Origin of the sequence: Pseudomonas sp. GM79, assembly GCF_000282495.1 — a bacterium.
Lineage (GTDB): Bacteria > Pseudomonadota > Gammaproteobacteria > Pseudomonadales > Pseudomonadaceae > Aquipseudomonas.
Genome location: NZ_AKJE01000118.1, coordinates 1 through 18,187 on the forward strand (window position 1 = coordinate 1; position 18,187 = coordinate 18,187).

Annotated in this window: 12 protein-coding genes; 3 read left to right on the top strand and 9 right to left on the bottom strand. The window is 59.5% G+C overall.

Annotation, left to right across the window (positions count from 1 at the left end; genetic code table 11):
* Window positions 1-69: 69 nt before the first annotated feature.
* From PMI36_RS00600 to PMI36_RS00585, 4 genes are all read right to left on the bottom strand, one after another.
* Entirely contained in the window at window positions 70-1,266 is a 1,197-nt protein-coding gene (locus PMI36_RS00600; protein WP_008076497.1) for a PepSY-associated TM helix domain-containing protein, read from the bottom strand.
* 70 nt (window positions 1,267-1,336) lie between these two features.
* A complete protein-coding gene (locus PMI36_RS00595; RefSeq protein WP_008076500.1) occupies window positions 1,337-3,838 on the bottom strand; it encodes a TonB-dependent siderophore receptor in 2,502 nt (833 codons plus the stop codon).
* An 88-nt stretch (window positions 3,839-3,926) separates the two neighbouring features.
* On the bottom strand, window positions 3,927-4,937 hold the full coding sequence (locus PMI36_RS00590) for a FecR domain-containing protein (RefSeq protein WP_008076502.1): 1,011 nt from the start codon (window positions 4,935-4,937) through the stop codon (window positions 3,927-3,929).
* Window positions 4,937-5,437 (bottom strand): sigma-70 family RNA polymerase sigma factor, encoded by a 501-nt coding sequence (locus tag PMI36_RS00585; protein ID WP_008076504.1) that lies wholly within the window; start codon window positions 5,435-5,437, stop codon window positions 4,937-4,939. Before PMI36_RS00585 ends, PMI36_RS00590 begins: the two co-directional genes overlap by 1 nt.
* A 302-nt stretch (window positions 5,438-5,739) precedes the next feature.
* Between PMI36_RS00585 and PMI36_RS00580 the strand changes: the two genes are divergently transcribed.
* On the top strand, window positions 5,740-7,620 hold the full coding sequence (locus PMI36_RS00580; protein WP_008076507.1) for a methyl-accepting chemotaxis protein: 1,881 nt from the start codon (window positions 5,740-5,742) through the stop codon (window positions 7,618-7,620).
* Between the two features lie 145 nt (window positions 7,621-7,765).
* Here the strand turns inward: PMI36_RS00580 and PMI36_RS00575 are convergent, their stop codons facing one another.
* The 5 genes from PMI36_RS00575 to PMI36_RS00555 all read right to left on the bottom strand — a co-directional run bounded on the left by PMI36_RS00575 (window position 7,766) and on the right by PMI36_RS00555 (window position 14,802).
* The gene (locus tag PMI36_RS00575) at window positions 7,766-8,236 is read right to left on the bottom strand and encodes an SRPBCC family protein (protein ID WP_008076509.1); all 471 of its coding nucleotides are present in this window, start codon (window positions 8,234-8,236) and stop codon (window positions 7,766-7,768) included.
* Between the two features lie 29 nt (window positions 8,237-8,265).
* Window positions 8,266-11,700, bottom strand: coding sequence for a non-ribosomal peptide synthetase (locus PMI36_RS00570; protein WP_008076511.1), 3,435 nt, complete (start codon window positions 11,698-11,700; stop codon window positions 8,266-8,268).
* 10 nt (window positions 11,701-11,710) lie between these two features.
* Window positions 11,711-12,643: a diiron oxygenase gene (locus PMI36_RS00565; RefSeq protein WP_008076513.1), complete on the bottom strand. Its 933-nt coding sequence runs from the start codon at window positions 12,641-12,643 to the stop codon at window positions 11,711-11,713.
* Complete coding sequence (locus tag PMI36_RS00560; RefSeq protein WP_008076515.1) at window positions 12,640-13,416, bottom strand: DUF3050 domain-containing protein; 777 nt, start codon at window positions 13,414-13,416, stop codon at window positions 12,640-12,642. The genes PMI36_RS00565 and PMI36_RS00560 overlap by 4 nt, the downstream gene beginning before the upstream one ends.
* A gap of 693 nt (window positions 13,417-14,109) precedes the next feature.
* Window positions 14,110-14,802 carry a GntR family transcriptional regulator gene (locus tag PMI36_RS00555; RefSeq protein WP_008076519.1) on the bottom strand — a complete coding sequence of 231 codons (693 nt, stop codon included), beginning with the start codon at window positions 14,800-14,802 and terminating at the stop codon, window positions 14,110-14,112.
* A gap of 199 nt (window positions 14,803-15,001) precedes the next feature.
* Between PMI36_RS00555 and lapG the strand changes: the two genes are divergently transcribed.
* Both lapG and lapD read left to right on the top strand, forming a co-directional pair.
* Window positions 15,002-15,694, top strand: coding sequence for a cysteine protease LapG (lapG, locus tag PMI36_RS00550; RefSeq protein ID WP_008076522.1), 693 nt, complete (start codon window positions 15,002-15,004; stop codon window positions 15,692-15,694).
* A gap of 14 nt (window positions 15,695-15,708) precedes the next feature.
* Window positions 15,709-17,655, top strand: a complete 1,947-nt coding sequence (gene lapD, locus PMI36_RS00545) for a cyclic di-GMP receptor LapD (protein WP_008076524.1) — start codon at window positions 15,709-15,711, stop codon at window positions 17,653-17,655.
* Window positions 17,656-18,187: the final 532 nt, after the last annotated feature.

Genomic DNA, 18,187 nt, shown 5'->3' on the forward strand with positions numbered 1-18,187 from the left:
AAGATTGAATTCCGAAACCCCTGTCTGCTTATGCAGACAGGGGTTTTGTCTTTCTGGGCTATAGAAACCTCAATCTGGAATGGGGCACATCCTGCTCTTACGTGCCTTGCTACTCCTTCGAGCCAGCAACTTGCGCCACCAGATATAGATTCCCGTCACCGACAATACTGCAATCAAAACACCTAGCACCGCGATAATGACTTGCCCGGTGAGCCCAATGATCCGCCCTCCGTGTATCGGCAATTGCAGCCGATAAAAACGCTCTCCCAGGGTGCCTTGCCCTGCGATTTCCTGCCCCAGTAAACGCCCGTCCGTGCCATGGAAGAACAGCCAGGACTTTCCATGGGCCTCGGTATCATGTTGCCCAAACCCTGCCCCATAAAAGTTGTACTCAAAGCTGTAATACAACTCCCCGATTGCAGCGGTCAGCCCTAACTTTTGCCCCTCCTGTAACGCACGTTCATAAGCCTGTTGATAACTCAGCCGCGTAACTCCCAGCTCCTCAGCAGGCATGCGTCCGCGGGCCTCGTAAACGCTCGGCTCAATCGGCGAAAACAGTGAAACCACAGGCTTGAAGACCTGACTCGGCAGGTTCATGGCGACACTGCTGACCGCAATCGGTAGCAGCAACAACCAAAGCCACAACCCACCCGCCCGATGCAGGTCAAAATTCAGCCGGTAGGCATGCCCACCCTTGATCTTCCAGGCCGTCGACCACTTCTTCCAGAACGGTTTCCCTCGTGGAAGCGTCAGCCAAAGCGCGATGAAACAATCGACAACCCAGGCGATCGCGACCAGTCCCATTAACAACAATCCCCAGTTATTCGGCAGAACCAGGTTGTAGTGGAACTCCAGAATGAACGGAATGAAATTCTCCCGCTGAAAGCAGCATTCTCCCCAGAACCGCTGCCCTTTCTGCTCGCCATTGACCGGGTCCAGATAGAACACCTGATTGGGCTCGGAAAAAGGTTTTCCGGTCGCAGGATCATTACGTGGTACCGCAGCCAGCAATGCGGTATGACCCTGTTCTGACGGGTACTCCATGTACCAGACTTGCAGCCTCGGATGCTCCGCTTGCAGCTTGTCTACCAAAGTGCCGGGCGGCAAACGCTGACCGTCGGTAGACGCTGTATAGAACCCCGGATTGAGCCACTCATCCAGCTCATGATTGAACGCCAGGATGCTGCCCGTAAGCCCCGCCATCAGCAGAAACAACGCAGTCGCCAAACCAATGTAGCGATGAAGTAAAACCAGAAATGCACGCATGGAATTTTCCTGCAGAGACGACAAAGCCAGCCCCTGAATTCAGGGGCTGGCTTTTTTGGATAACGAGTCGTTAGAACTGGTAGCTCACGGTAGCGGCGACGTTGCGCTCTTCACCCAGGTAGCAGAAGTTCAGGCTGGCACAGGAGGCCACGTAGGACTCGTTGGTCAGGTTGTTCGCATTCAAACGTACGTCCACGCCCTTCAAGCCCACCTTGCCCAGGTCATAGCCGACAGACGCATCGAACAGCGTGTAGGACGGCACCTTCAGGGTGTTTTCCGCATCGGCCCAGCTGTAGCCGACATAACGCACGCCGCCGCCCAGACGCAGGCCATCAAGCGCTGCGCTGTCGAACGTGTAGTCCGCCCACACTGAGGCCATATGACGTGGCGCCTGAGTCGGCGAGTTGCCCTTGTTTTCGATCACGTCGGTTGCAGTGCTCAACGTACTGATCATCGACTTCGAATACTCGATGTCGGTGAAGGTGTAGCTGCCGAGGACTTTCAGGTTATCGGTCAGCTGCATGTGCGCTTCCAGTTCCAGACCTTGGGAGCGGACGGCGCCTACAGCGCGATAGAAGTTTTCCTGCGGCAGTTTGGTCGCCAGGTTTTCCTGATCGATGCGGAACAGCGACGCCGTGAACAAGTTGTCTGTGCCTGGTGGCTGGTACTTCAGGCCCACTTCCCACTGGGTGCCATCGGTCGGTGCCAGAGGATTGCCGACGCTGTCCGCGTAGGAATTCGGGTTGAACGACTCGGAGTAGCTGATATACGGCGCGATGCCGTTATCGAACAGGTACAGCGCCCCAGCCCGGCCCGTCAGCTTGGTGCGTTCGTCACTGATTTCCGTGCCTACACGGCGCCCCGCTTCAGCCAGCCGATTTTCATCGGAGGTTTCAACCCAGTCCTGACGCAGGCCCAAAGAGAAGCGCCACTTATCCATCTCGATCAGGTCTTGCAGGTAGACGCCGGTCTGTTCCAGGCGCCGCAGATAGCTGGTCGGGCTGTAGAAGTCGATGGCCGAATTGCCGTACACCGGATTGAACGCATCGATCGGCGCAAGACCGCCACTGGTCCAGTCGACCACCGTCTTGCGCCGCTGGTAGTCCGCACCCATCAGCACGGTGTGTTTGGTTGCGCCGGTGAAGAACTCGGCTTGCAGCATGTTATCGACGATAAAGGCGTGGAGCTTTTCGTCGCCGCCGGTGTAATAGCGGTTCAACTCGTTACTGGTGGGGGTAGTCCAGCCATAGGCGTAAACCTGATCGATCTTCACCTTGGAGTCGAGATAACGAAAGTTCTGCCGAGCGGTGAAGACGTCGTTGAAGCGGTGTTCGAACTGATAACCGAAGGACTGTTGATCACGCTGGAAGCCATCAACACCCGGCTCGCCTTCGAAGAAGTTGGGGGAGATCCGATTGCCGTTGCGCTGATGGATCGTGCCATCGGCCGGGACGCCGCCGTGATAGCCGCCGTCGGGATCGTGTTGCAGATAGGCTTGCAGCGTCAGCGAGGTATCTTCGGTGAAATCGATGCTCACCGTCGGCGCCAGGGCGAAGCGCTTTTCCTCATTGTGGTCGAACTGTGTGTCGGACTGATCCGCCAACCCTGTCAGGCGATAGGCGATACGCTTGTCATCATCCACCGGCCCGCTGAAGTCGAAGCCCATGCCGCGTTGGCCTTGAGTGCCCACCGTGGCCTGGACCTGATGATAGGGCTCATACAACGGTTTCTTGCTGGTCAACGCCACCAGCCCGCCCGGCGAGCTGCGACCGTAGAGCACCGACGACGGTCCTTTGAGAATATCGACTCGTTCGAGGAAATAGGGGTCTACCTGCATGGTGCTGTAGGTGCCGCTGTCACCCATGGATTTGAGGCCATCGAGATAGATGTTATCCACCGAGCCGTCGTTGAAACCGCGCATCGCCACGTAGTCGTAACGGTGGGTCGCGCCGTAAGGGTTGGTCAGCACGCCCGGGGTGTAGCGCATCGCCTGGGACACGGTTTGCGAGCCTTGGTCGTCCATTTGCTCGCGGGTCACCACGGACACGCTTTGTGAGGTTTCCAGCAGCGCGGTACTGGTCTTGGTGGCGATCTGGCTGTGCGTTGCGTTGTAGCCATCCATGCTGCCCAGCGCATTGCCCAGGGCGAAGCCTTTGATGTCGGTGGCGGGCAGCGCCAGGGCTTCGGTTTCAGCAACGGGCCGCAGCACATAGCTGCTGCCATCCTGACTGACGGCCACAAGCCCTGTGCCATTGAGCAAATGACTCAACGCCTGATCCGCCGAATAGTCGCCCTGTAATCCCGGCGATTGAAGGCCCTGAGTTTGAGCCGGAGTCGTCGACAGCGTGATGCCCGCCTGACGCGCGAATTGATTGAGCACATCGCTCAAGGGGCCGGCGGCGATGTTGTAGCGGTGGCTACTGGCTTCGCTGCCCTGTGCAGCAACGCCAAGTGTCGGCAGCAGGCCGACACCCAGTGCGGTAGAGAACAGCGCCGCGCGGATGGCGTGGCGCAATACGCCTGATTCCGGGGCGAAATGGAGAAGGTTCTTACTGATGGCGCGCACAGTCATTGTAGGTTTCCGTAGGAAGTCGCTGAAGGCAGAGTTGAAGTGCTTACTGACTAAGCCGGACTTGTTCGGAAAACCCGCCAAAAATAATTCAGGCCTGTCGCTCTAGCGTCACCCAATAGCGAGTGCGATAGCGCAGTTGCACCGCCAGGGTTTGCGGCAGAATGGCCAGCAGTTTGTCGGTGTCTTCAAGACGGAAAACCCCGGACAGCCGCAAGTGGGCAATATCCGCCGCGCAGGTCAGATAGCCGGGACGGTAACGTCCGACTTCATTAATGAAATCCCCGAGGCGCATGTTGCGGGTGACAATCAGGCCATCCACCCAGGCGCCCGCATCCATGTCCTGCGGCGGTGCCAACTGCGCTCGACTCCGATCGATCAGATAACTCTGCCCGGCCTGCACCTGAATCGGCAGCCCATCGGCGGCCCGTGGCGAATGGATTGCGACGACGCCGCTGGTGACGCTGAGCCGCGTGCAGTCGGCGTCCTGACGAACAATGAAGCGCGCCGCCACACTTTCGAATACACCGTGACGGCTTTGCACCCGCAACGGTCGATCAAACGAAACCTCTTCACTTGCCCCTGCGCACGTCACGACGATCTCGCCGCGAGTCAGTTTGATCAGGCGCTGCTGCGCGGTGTAGTCCAGGTCCACCGCGCTGGCGGTGTTGAGCTCCAGGCGCGTGCCATCCGGTAACTGGAAACCGCGTCGCTCGCCCGTGGCGGTGGCGAAGTCGGCGGTCCACTGTTGCCAACCGACATCCTTGCCCAGCCATGCCGCTGAACCCATCAGCAATGCGCCCGACAACAGCTTCAATGCCTGGCGCCGCCCGAGCCCCTGTGCGCTGTTTTCCAAAGTGTTGAAAGCGACTTGAGCGCCGGGCACCGCGCGCAGATTGCTGCTCAACTCGGCTTGCAGGGACTGCACCCGTTGCCAGGCCAGTTCGTGCTCATGGTGTTCCGCCCGCCAGACGTCGCATTGCTGGCGCAGTCTGGGATTGGTCGCGTTGTTACGCAGGCGCAGCAACCAATGGATGGCTTGTTTAACCACCTGCTGATGGGGCTCGCCGCGACGGTTCAGTGCTGAGTTATCCACAGGCATCACGCTTCGTACCGCAGCACGTAGCAGTGATACAGCGCGTCGGCCACATAACGCTCCACCGAACGCAGGGATAATCCCATGTGTTCGGCGATCTGCTTGTGGGTAAATCCTTCGCACTGGGCCAGCAGAAATGCCTGACGCACTTTCGGCTTCAGGCCTTCAAGCATGCGAGCGATGCTTTCCAGCAATTCGAGCACCAATGCCCGCGCCTCGGCGCTCGGGGTTTCGGCCTCAGGCAAATGGGCGATGGTTTCCAGGTACGCGCGCTCGATTTCCTCACGGCGCCAGTGGTCGATCACCAGGCCGCGGGCAATGGTTCGTAGAAAAGCGCGGGGGGCCTTGAGCTCCAGGCGTTCGGTTCTTTGCAGCAGCCGGACGAACGTGTCCTGAGCCAGATCCGCCGCATCGGCCGCATTGCCCAATCGCGCACGTAGCCACGTGTTGAGCCACCCGTGATGGCTGCTGTAAAGCGCCTGTACTGCAAACTCAGGTGAAGACATGAACGCGACAGCCCGACGTCACAAATGATAATTAGTCGCATTGTCATCAAGGGTCGGAAAATTTGCAACTGCCGTTCGAGCAGCCACCAGCAAACACTCCTATTCGGGCGCTCTGGCACGCCGTTCGGCGGTTATCCGACGGGTTTCGTACAAACCCCTAAGATTTCTCCCGCTCGTGCCGACAGACTGGTGAGACATGCGTGCACCAAAGTAGAGCGGCCCAAGAATGCCGTCTGCGCTGTTACATGGAATGTTGCAACCCGGAACGCATCCCCACTTTTTTGCATAAGAAGTCCCATGAAATGAATCTCAAGTTCAGCCATAAAATTCTGCTGGCCGCTTCAGGCGTCGTGGTGTTGGCATTTGCGTTGTTCACTTTGTACAACGACTATCTGCAGCGAAACACCATCCGACAAAACCTCGAGTCTTCCGTTGAACAAGCTGGCGAGCTGACTGCCAGCAGCGTGCAGAACTGGATGAGCGGCCGGGTGCTGGTCCTGGAAAACCTCGCGCAGAACATCGCTCATCAAGGCGCCAATGCCGATTTGCCGGGGCTGGTCGATCAACCTGCCCTCACCTCGAACTTCCAGTTCACCTACGTCGGGCAGGCCAATGGTGTGTTCACCCAGCGCCCTGACGCGAAGATGCCGGACGGCTACGATCCGCGTCAGCGGCCTTGGTACAAGCAAGCTGTGGTCGCCGACAAGACCATGCTGACCCCGCCTTACATGGCAGCGGTCGGCGGGTTGGTGGTGACCATCGCCATGCCGGTGAAAAAGCAAGGCGAACTGCTGGGCGTGGTCGGCGGTGACCTGAGTCTGGAAACCCTGGTGAAGATCATCAACTCGGTGGACTTCGGTGGTATCGGTCACGCGTTCCTCGTCAGCGCCGACGGTCAGGTGATCGTCAGCCCGGACAAGGATCAGGTGATGAAGAACCTGAAAGACATCTATCCGGGTTCCAGTGTCCGCATCGGGAAAGGCAATCAGGAAGTAGAACTGAACAAGCAGGACCGCATCCTCTCGTTCACACCAGTGAGTGGTTTGCCGAATGCCGAGTGGTACATCGGTCTGTCGATCGACAAGGCCAAGGCCTACGCACCACTGAGTCAATTCCGCACCTCGGCGCTGATCGCGATGTTCATCGCTGTGACCGCCATTGCAGTATTGCTGAGTCTGCTGATCAGCGTGCTGATGCGTCCGCTGACCACGATGGGTCGTGCGATGCAGGACATCGCTCAGGGCGAGGGCGACCTGACCCGTCGTCTGGTCGTAGAAAGCAAAGATGAATTCGGCGAGTTGGGCGGCTCCTTCAACCAGTTCGTGGAGCGGATTCACGCATCGATTTGCGAAGTGTCCTCGGCGACCCGTCAGGTTCATGACCTGTCGCAACGGGTGATGGCGTCGTCCAACGCTTCGATCGTCGGCTCCGACGAACAAAGCGCCCGCACCAACAGTGTGGCTGCGGCGATCAACCAGTTGGGCGCCGCCACCCAGGAAATTGCCCGCAACGCCGCCGATGCTTCGCAACACGCCAGCGGCGCGAGCGAGCAGGCCGATGACGGTCGTCAGGTGGTGGAAAAAACTATCCTGGCCATGACCGAGCTGTCACAGAAAATCAGCCTGTCCTGCACGCAGATCGAAACCCTGAACGCGAGCACCGACAACATCGGCCACATTCTCGATGTGATCAAAGGTATTTCCCAACAGACCAATTTGCTGGCGCTCAACGCAGCCATCGAAGCGGCCCGTGCCGGTGAGGCCGGTCGTGGTTTTGCGGTGGTAGCGGACGAGGTGCGCAACCTTGCTCATCGCACCCAGGAATCGGCGGAAGAGATCCACAAGATGATCAGCTCGCTGCAGATCGGTTCTCGCGAAGCGGTGACCACCATGAATGCCAGTCAGGCATCCAGCGAGCAGAGCGTCGAAGTGGCGAACCAGGCCGGCCTGCGCCTGGTCAGCGTGACCCAGCGCATCGGCGAAATCGACGGCATGAACCAGTCGGTGGCCGCAGCGACCGAAGAGCAGACCGCCGTGGTGGAAACCCTCAACGTCGACGTCAACCAGATCAACCTGTTGAACCAGCAGAGCGTGGCCAACCTCAATGAAACATTGAAGGATTGCGATGCGCTGTCCCAGCAGGCCAATCGGTTGAAGCAGTTGGTTGATAGTTTCAAGATTTGATTGAGGTCAGCTCCACCGCGTTATCGTTCTTCGCGAGCAAGCCCGCTCCCACATTTTGACCGAGTTCTTCCAGGCGGAACGCAGTCGAATGTGGGAGCGGGCTTGCTCGCGAAAGCGGTGGTTCAATCACCACCCCATCAAGACCCTACACAAACAGCTTCAACACATTCCCCATCGCATCATCGGCAAACCCCTGAAGGAAATCCTTGAACCCCGGCAGGGCTTGCTCACCACCCTGAGCCGGTTCAGCGATGATCGTCCAGATTGCCCGCGACTTGTCTGCGCCGATGGATTCCACCCTCATCGCCGCCCACAAATTGCCGATGCCCAAGGTGTTGTAGATGAGGGTCCAGGTCATGTTCAGTGCCTGGTCGTCCCGAGAGTTGAGCTGCTCGACCACCAGGTGGTTGTCGTCCTTGAAGAATTTCTTGCGCAGCGACGACACACCTTCGCCCGTCATCTCGATGTGCGACAGCGCCGGAATGAATCGATCGAAGCCGGCAAAGTTACCGACCACCGCCCAGACTTGCGCCGCATCGGCCGGTACTTCCACCGAAGACACAACATGGCAGCCGTGAGGATTTTTGATCAGGGTATCGGGTTGCAGAGTATTCATGGTTTTGCTCCGTGCAGGGTTAGGGTGAATCAGATGAAGTTGATTTCTTTGAGGTAGTCGCAGCCGCGCCGCAGCAGCGCCGGGGATTTTTCCGGGTAATGCGCGCCCATCTGCCGCACGCCGGCCTGGGCGTTGTCGTGGCCGATCATCGAGATGTCGCCGATGTCTTCCTCGAAGCCGTTGAGGTAGAAACCGAGCACGCCAAACAGCGCGTTTTCGCTATCGACGCGGCTCAGTTGCTGCTGCCAGTCGGCGACGCTGACCATGGCGAATTCCCGACCGGTCTCGCGAAATGGCGCCACGTAGGCGTCCCAGCTCAGGGGTTCGGGGTTGTGCAGGTTGAACACCGCTTTTTCGGCCTGGTAACGGCTGGCGTGGAAGGCGATGAAACGGGCGAGAAAATCCACCGGCATCAGGTCGAAATTCAGCGCCAGTTCCGGCACCTGGCCGAGCTGGATCGAGCCCTTGAGCATCAGCATCAAGCGATTCTTGTGGGGCTGGCAGACGCCGGTGAGGCTGTTGAAACTGATGTTGCCGGGGCGAAAAAGATTGACCCGCACTCCGCGCTCCCGCGCCCGTTCGAGGATCCGCTCGCCGACCCATTTGGACAGGTTGTAGCCATTCTTGATATAGATCGGTGGTGTCTGCGCGGCGGGCAATTCCAGCACCCGGCCATCGTCGGAGATCGTGCTGGACGCCGAGAGCGTCGAGACGAAGTTGAAGATCTTCTTGCTGCGCCCTTCACACAGGCGCAGGCACTCGAAAATCGGCTCGACGTTATCCCGCGCCAACGACTCGTAATCGAGGACGTGATTGACGTTGGCGGCGTTGTGCACCAGCGCGCCGAAGGTGCGGTCAATGCGTGCGTAAACGTCGTCCGGCAAACCCAATTGCGGTTGGGTGATGTCGGCGGCGTAAACGCTGACCCGGCTCAGGTCCAGATGGGTGAGACGGTTATCCCGCAGGGCCTGGGCGAAACGTTCGGCCGCGCTTTGTCCGCCGGACTCACGCACCAGGCACGCAACCTCGGTGGCGCCCCAGGCCAGCAAAGCCTCGACGATATGTACCCCGAGAAAACTGTTGGCACCGGTCACCAGCACTTTATGCACATCACCGCACTGGCTGACCGGCAGCGGATCGAGGTTGAGTTCGGCTTCGGCATCGATGAAGGCTTGGGGGCTGAGTGTCGAAGCTGCGCTTTGCTCGGGGCCATCGAGCAGCTTGGCGAGGGTCAGCAACGTGGGCGCTTCGATGAAGCGATTGATCGAGAGGCTGCGACCGAACACCTGGCGGATGCTCAGCAGCAGCTGTGACAGCAGAATCGAATGCCCGCCCAGGTTGAAGAAGCTTTCATCGGTGGCAATCTCCTCGACCGGCAGCTCAAGCAACTCGGACCACAGCTGGCGCAACTGCATCTGCAACGGGGTCTGCGGCTGGCGCCGCTGACTGGCGACCTGGACCTGTACCGAGGTCGCGAGCAGAGCCCGTCGATCGACCTTGCCGTTACTGGTGTAAGGCAGGCGTGGCAGCTCAATGTAGGCGCCGGGGTGCATGTAACCGGGCAGCGTGTTTTGCACATGCTCGCGCAAGGCTGGCAGAGCGGTGCCGGGCCGGTCCTCCCTCGGGTGAACCAGGTACGCCAGGATCCGCCGCCGTTCATCGATCACCACTGCCACCTGACGAAACAGCTGGCTTTCGCGCAGGCAATGCTCGATTTCCTCGGGCTCGACCCGAAAGCCCCGGATCTTCACCTGGTTATCACGACGCCCACTCAGCTCGATCCCGTCGTCGGTCCACTGGCCGATATCGCCAGTGCGATAAACCCGCAACGCCTGCCCATTGGGCAGCGTCAGGTTGAGGTAGCGCGCCGCGGTCAGCGCTGGGTCGTTCAGATAACCCAGGCCGACACCTGGCCCGGCGATGTACAGCTCGCCGGGTGTGCCTTGAGGTACTGGTTGCAGTTGCTCATCCAGAATCAATACCCGGCCATTGGCGATGGGGATGCCGAGGTTGCGATTGCTATCGCCGACGCAAAATTGCCGCGTGGTGGCCAACACCGTGGTTTCGGTCGGGCCATAAATATTGTGGAATCGGCATTGCGGTGCGAGCTGCGCGATCACGAACGGCTCGCAGACATCGCCACCGGTAATCAAGTGCTCAAGGCCCAGCGGTGCTTGCAGCGGCATGACGCTCAGCAGCGCCGGCGGCAGGAAGGCGTGGGTCACTTGCTGCGCGCGAATCAACTCGACCAATTGCTGTGGATCGCGACGCTGGTCGTCGCTGGGCACCACCAGTCGCGCGCCTTGGATAAACGCCGGCAGGATATCCAGCAGCGATGCGTCGAAATTGATGGTGGAAAACTGCAACGACCGACTACTGCGCTGTAACCCGACATGATCGGCGTACCAGGCACAGAAATGGCTGAGGTTGCGATGGCTGAGCAACACGCCTTTGGGCTGGCCGGTGGTGCCGGAGGTGTAGATCGCCACGGCCGGTTCGTCGATGTTCACCGTGCGGCGGATCAGCGAGGCCGGGAGGCCGGGCTTGGGCGAAGGCAGACGGCGAATGTCCAGCATCGGCAGCGAGACGTCGCCCAACTCGCTGGCGCCGTCGTGCAACAGCAGGTCTGCGTTGGCGTTTTCCAGAATGAAGCGCCGACGTTGTGCCGGATGCTGCGGGTCCAGCGGCAGGTACACCGCGCCGCAACCCAGCACCGCCAGAATCGCCGCGTACAGTTGCAGCGACTTGGGCAGGCACACGCCGATCACCACCGGGCGGTCGGTTACGCCGCGATGGCGCAGCATGTCCAGCATCGGTTGTTGCAAGCTCAACGCCAGGCTGCGCAAGGCCTTGTAATCGACGAGCAAACCATCGACCCACAGGGCCGGTTGCGTTGCGTCATCGAGCATGCGCTGCTCAATGCTGTGCATCACCGGCACTTGGGCGGCGGCCAGCAGCCACGGCACCGCAGGCGCATTGAGGCGGTGTTCGAAGGCCAGCATCTCCAGTGCATCAAGCCCATGCAATAGTGGGGCGGCAGCGCCGACCTCCGCCGTGGGCCAATGATCGAAACAGGCCTCATCCCGGGAAAACTGGCTGACCAGCCGTGCGCCGCTTTCGACTACCACTGCCAGTGTGCGCAGGCGCAGCGACTGGCCGTTGCCGCCGCTTTCAGGAGCGATAACCTGCCGCCATAAAAGTCGCTGCGCACCGTCGCGAAAAACCACCACCGGCTGCGGCAACGTCTCGTCCACCAGGGCATCGAGTGCCACGCGTACCTCCAGGCGAGACCGGGCCTGGACGCCGTCGCACGGCGCCGTTCCGTCGTCGATCAACAAATCCACCGGGTCGTGACTGGCCGGCGATTCAATACGCACGACACCATGGCCGTGCAGTTCAAGTTCAAGGGCCAGTTCGGCCATTGCCTGGCTGCTGCCAGACACTGCAATTTCAAGGCGTCTCATGGGCGGATCCTCAAGGAGTCAGGTAATCGGCCAGGGCATCGCGCACGCAGGGGGAGGCGAGCATCGAGCTGCTACGAAAGAAGCGCGTGATGTTGCCCACCAGCGGATGAAATCGGTTGATGGGATAAGTCAGCGCACTGGCGTCTTCGCGCAGCGACTGGCGCACCGATTCGTCGACGGGCAGGTGGGCGATCAGCTCGAAATCGAACGCCCGCTGCAGATCGCTCGCCAAGTACCGGGCGATGAAATCCGGCATCAAGCGCGCTATCGCATGGCGGTCCTCTTCGGGGGCGGTGCTCCAGTAAATCTGCACCAGCCGCGTCCAGAAACCGGCGTGACGTCCCTCATCCATAAGGTGGTCGGCCATCAAACCCTTGATCGAAGCCTTGACCGAATCGTCCCGGGCGAAGGCCGCCACTTCATTGGTCACGGTGTTTTCGGCAATGGCGATGCAGATCAGCTCTACGGCGCTGAGCAGGTGCTTCGGTGCCTGGGCCAGCGTCGCCGGTATCGCGCGGCTGAGTTCGATCTGCATGGGCAACGGGATTGGTGCGATGCCGGTCATATCGATGGTCTGCTGCATGAAATCCATCGCCACCAGTGCGTGGTAATCCTCGTCTACCACGACCGTCATCGCGTCGTAGCGGCAGGCGAACGGGAACTCAATGCCGAAGCTGTTCTTGGCGATGCGGCGGGCGGTGTGATCCACCAGCTCGGTCTCGAAAATCACGACGTCGTTGATGAACTTGTAAAGGCTCTGCACCAGCACAAAGTCGCGCAGCTGCGGGCAGTGGCTGAGAAAGGTCTGGCTGTGGACCAGGGGTTGGCGGCTCATGGGGAAGATCAGTTTGTCGTCGTCTTCGAGCCGGCGCCGTGGCCGGGTGCGGATCGTGGCGCGGCTTTCCCAGGCGTCAGCGAAGGATTGGTAGTGGATGGCGTTCATGGCATCACCTGCGCAACCGGTTGGGCCATGCTCTGGCGCAGGCCGTCCCACAGGGCGGCGCGGCTTTGGACGGCGGCGAGCGCAGCGGCCAGAACTTCGGTTTCGCGTTGCGGATCGCCATCGATCAGCCGTGCCAGCAGTTTTTCCGCCGCCGGGCCGTGATCTTCGGAATCGACTTCGATGTGCCGTTGCAGGTAGTAACGAAACGTCGGGGCTTGATCCAGGCCAATGCCCCAGGCATCCAGCATGCGCTGGAACATTTGCGGAATGACGCTCTCACGACCATGCACGAACGCGGCAGCCACGCTGTGCGCCGGGGCGTGCAGGGCGGTGTGCAGGGTCTGGCGGACGAACTCTGCCGCCGCTGGTTCGACCTCGACACTGTCCAGCGCGGTCTGGGGGCTTACGCCTTCCTGCTGCAGCGTGATGAATCGCTTGATGGCCCGGGTGTCCGCGCCGACCTCCTGCATGGCATCCAGATACAATTCGAAGTGGCTGCAATACCCCGCCCCCGGGCGGTCATCCGATTCTTCTCCCAGCACGATTTCGTTGATCAGGCGTGAAGCTTGCGGGTCCGCCGGCGGCAGCCAGGGCAGATGGACACAAGTGAGTTCACGTTGCAGCCGTTTGGTCAGGGACATGAAGTCCCACACCGCGAAAACATGGCTTTCCATAAAACGGCGCAATAAGTTAATTGATGTTATTTCGGAAAAAACCGGGTGTTGGCCAAGTTCGCGTTTTTTCAGAAAAAGTTGTTCTTTAGTTGGCTGCATATGAACGTCCTCATCAATGTTGTTTGGCGGCAAGGTCGCCCGCTTTTTTATAAAGACGAGCGGGCGCCTGAACCGAAATCCATGGAATACCAAAGTTGTTTAAATATTCGCTCTGAATGCCCGTGCTGGCCTTGCAGGTCTTGCCTGGTAGGGCTTTGACGGAATCAGGAGCGGTCGATAACGGCTCGACGAAGAAAAAACTAATACACGAAACAAGTAGGCGGCAAGCAATATTTTAATTATTTGAAGTGGGCGGTTTATTGGGCATGAAGTGGCCTTATAAAACTTTTTATATAAGTTTTATTTAGGCGAAGTGGCTCCTTCCGATTTGTATTCATCAGAATTGAATAGATTGAGTGAATGCCTCACTCAGAGCACTTCAGGGAACAGGGAATCAAGATTTGATGTTTTATGGGCGGGACATCGGTCGGACTTCCGATTATCCCGCCTGTTGGCGCCGCTCCTTGCGTATTGGCTTCGATTCGCCTGGTTTTCTGTCAGGCGCTGACTTCTTTTGGTCTGTTTGAATCGATAGACGCAAGAGTGAGCCTAAATCAATGGCAGTACCATTGAACTGATGGCGGCGAGAGAGGCGGCCACGGCCGAACGCGGCGCCAGGCAGGTGCGAATAGGAAGGGGAAGGAGGAGCGATAGGTAAGAAAGTGATACGCCGGCCAGATCGCCGGCGAGCGATTAACGTTTTAGCTGTTGATCCAGATACCGCCGCATGGTGGCGGAGGCTTTTTCCAGGTGCTGCTCCAGCAAGGCAACCGCTTTATCGATGTCTTTTGCCCTCGCGGCCTCGAGCAGTGCGCGATGGTCGTCTTGGGTGAGTTTACCCAGCCCCATGGACGACAGATGAAAGCGCAGGAAGCGCTCTTCTTCATTGAGCTCTCGTTCGATCAGGCCCAGAAGCTTGCGGTTAGGTGCCTTGTGGTAAAGCGACATGTGAAACAGCCGATTGAGCTTGCCGATCTCGGAGTAATCGGTTTGCGCTTCCAGTTGCTCGATATATTGGGCCGCCCGCGCCAGGTCGCTGTCATCAAGCAGCGGAATGGACAGGCGCAAAGCGAATGATTCCAGCACCGAGCGCAAGGCGTAGGTCTCGACCGCATCGTTGTCGATCAGCGGGGCCACCACGGCGCCTTTGTGCGGGACCACATTAAGCAGTGATTGCGCCTCCAACTGGCGCAATGCCTCGCGCACCGGCATGCGGCTTACGCCGAACAGGTCCGCCAGTTCCTGCTGGCGCAGGGCGGTACTGCGCGGCAGGCGTCCGTCCAGGATGGCCGCGCGCAGGGTTTCTTCGATCACCGAGCGTGCCAGATGAGCGGGAATCGGCCCGTTGACCTTGATACTGCTGAGAGGGCTAGGCTTCTGTGTCACAACAAACGCACCCTGATTGGCTGATAAATTCTGGATCCAAATGGACCCTAGTGACTGGCTGACAGGTTGTCAAACGGGCAAAAGATCGCATTACCTTAAAGTCTAGCGTGCCGACGGTGATCTCACCGTGCCATTGTCTTTTACCGGGCTAACCTGCACCATCAACCGACTTCCACCTGCCTACCCTGGATGCCTCGCATTGGCGGTACGTTTCGCGATCCCTCGGACTTTGCGCTGGCTAGGCTGCGCACTGCTGCTGGCCGGCGCCATGCTGGGCGGGCTGCATGCCGATTGGGATTTTTCGCTGATCAGCCGCCGCGCGCAGGCATTGTACGGGCCTTTGGGTGAAGGGCAGCAGCGCATCGATGCCTGGCAGCAGTTGCTGGCCACGCAGAAGCAGATTGGCGAGCTGGAACAGCTCAACGTGGTCAACCGGTTCTTCAACAAGCAGATGCGCTACGAAGAAGACATCGACCTGTGGCACGAGGTCGATTATTGGGAAACGCCGATCGAAGGCTTATGGAAAGGCGCCGGCGACTGCGAAGACTACGCCATCGCCAAGTATTTCAGCCTGCGCCATCTCGGTGTCTCCAGTGACAAGCTGCGCATCACCTACGTCAAGGCTTTGCGCCTGAACCGCGCGCACATGGTCCTGACCTACTATTCGAGCCCGGAGGCCATGCCTTTGGTGCTCGACAGCCTGATCGACGCGATCAAGCCTGCCAGCCAGCGAACCGATTTGCTGCCGGTCTACTCTTTCAATGCCGAAGGGTTGTGGTTGCCGGGTGCCAAGGGCAACAAAAAGGTCGGAGACACCAAACGCCTGTCCCGCTGGCAGGATGTGTTGAAGAAAATGCAGGCCGAAGGTTTTCCGGTCGAGACGACTAACTAGGAGCACGCGCTCAGATGTCTTTGTTCAAACAGCTGTTGATCGCTATCTGTCTGTTCCTGGTGGTCGCCTTCACTGGCAGCTTCATGGTCAGTCTGGAAAGCTCGCGCACCCAGTACGTCAACCAGTTGCGCTCCCATGCCCAGGATGCCGCGACAGCATTGGCGCTGTCCCTGACGCCGAACATCGACGACCCGGCGATGGTCGAGCTGCTGGTCAGTTCGATCTTCGACAGCGGTTATTACGCGAGCATCCGTGTGGTCGACCTGGCCAACGACAAGACGATTGTCGAGCGCAGCGGCATCCCTGCGGTCACCAACGTGCCGGACTGGTTCGTCAAACTGATTGGCCTGGAGCCGGCCGGTGGCGACGCCCTCGTCAGCCGTGGCTGGGAGCAGGCCGCGCGGGTCGAGGTGGTCAGCCATCCGATGTTCGCGTTGGCCAAGTTGTGGCAGAGCGCGTTGGGCAGCCTCGGCTGGTTGCTGATCTGCGGCGCGGTGAGTGCGGTGTTGGGCGCGCTGTTGCTGCGCCGACAACTGAAGCCGCTGGATTACATGGTCAAGCAATCCCACGCCATTGCTCGCCGCGAATTCCTCAGCCTGCCGGAACTGCCGCGCACCCCGGAACTGCGCCGGGTGGTGCAGGCGATGAACCAGATGGTCGAGAAGCTCAAGGCGCTGTTTCAGGAACAAGCCGAACGCAGTGAAAAACTGCGGGCCGAGTCCTATCAGGACAACCTGACCGGCCTGGCCAACCGGCGCTATTTCGAAATGCAATTGAACGCGCGAGTAAGCAATGCCGAGCAGGCCAGTTCCGGCTATTTGCTGCTGCTGCGGGTCAAGGACCTGGCTGGTTTGAACCAGCGGCTGGGTGGCCAGCGCACCGATGAGTTGTTGAAAGCTGTGGGCGAGCAGTTGTCCCGCGAGTGCGCCAAGTACCCGGAAACCCAGAACCTCGTCACGCGCATTCGTGGCGGTGAGTTCGCCGTGCTGGCGCCGGGGCTGGTGCGCGAAGAAGCGCTGCAACTGGCGAGTAACCTCGACAGCGCCTTGGCGAGCCTGCATGCGACGGGCGCCACGGACGTGGCGTCGGTGGCCTCGATCGGGCTGGCGCCGTTTGCCCATGGCGACTCGCCGCAAGCAGTGATCGGGTTGGCGGATCAGGCGTTGGCCCAGGCGGAAAGTCAGGGCGAACCGAGCTGGGCGTGCCTCGATCACAGTGCATCGGCCCGGGTTGGCGATGACCACCATGCCTGGCACACCTTGCTGGATCAGGCGTTGGATCAGCAGCGTTTCGAACTGTACTTTCAACCGGTGGTGGCCAGCCACGACACACAGGTGGTGCTGCATTACAAAGTGCTGTCGCGCCTGCTCGACGAGCAGGACCAGACCATTCTCGCCGGGCGTTTCCTGCCGTGGCTCGAGCGTTTCGGCTGGACCGCGCGGCTGGACCGTTTGATGCTGGAACTGGTGCTTGAACAGATGGCCGACCATGAAGAGTCGCTGGCGCTGAACCTGTCTTCGGCAACGCTGGCGGACCCGCAGGCGCTGAACAAAGTGTTCGAGATTCTGCGTCAGCATTCGAATCTCGGGGAACGACTGACCCTGGAAATCGGCGAAGAGCAATTGCCTGAGCAGGCGGTGCTGGAACAGCTGACGCGGCGTTTGCGCGAACTTGGGTTTTCGTTGAGCCTGCAGCGTTTTGGTGGACGTTTCAGCATGATCGGCAATTTGGCGCGGCTGGGGTTGGCGTATCTGAAAATCGACGGCAGTTACATCCGGGCGATTGATCAGGAGAGTGATAAGCGCCTGTTCATCGAGGCGATTCAGCGGGCGGCGCATAGCATTGATTTGCCGTTAATAGCCGAGCGGGTCGAGACCGAAGGGGAGTTGGCGGTGATTCGTGAGATGGGGTTGTATGGGGTTCAGGGGCAGTTGTTTGGTGAGCCGAAGCCTTGGCAGTAGATTTTAGTGCAGAGGTGTTTGTCAGTCCGTCTTCGCGAGCAAGCCCGCTCCCACATTGGACTTGTGTCATACCACAATCCTGCGGTTAGCCCCGATCAACTGTGGGAGCGGGCTTGCTCGCGAAGGCGTCAGCGCAGGAACCAGAAAAATCTGATGGCAAGATCCTAGGAGATTTCCTTCAGGTTGTAGCGGCGTTGGTGAACTTGTCCGGGCTCAGGCTCAGGGCTAGTCTGGCTTTTGGCGGCTGCGCGCAGGAGATTCTCGGATCTGCTGGGTGTCCTAAACAGTCCCGGTCTTGCACACCTGCGCACGGCCGCCACCTCTTTACCGTGTCCCTCGACATCGACACCGAAGCCCCGAGCATCAACGCTGTGCAGCTGTTGGTGGAACGGGCGCTGGATCATCTTGAATCGCCGCAGATGCAGGCTCGGGCCAAGGTATAATTCAGAGCATTGTGGTGAAGCGAAAAAAATGATCGCAGCCTTCGGCAGCTCCTACAGAGGTACACATTCCCCTGTAGGAGCTGCCGAAG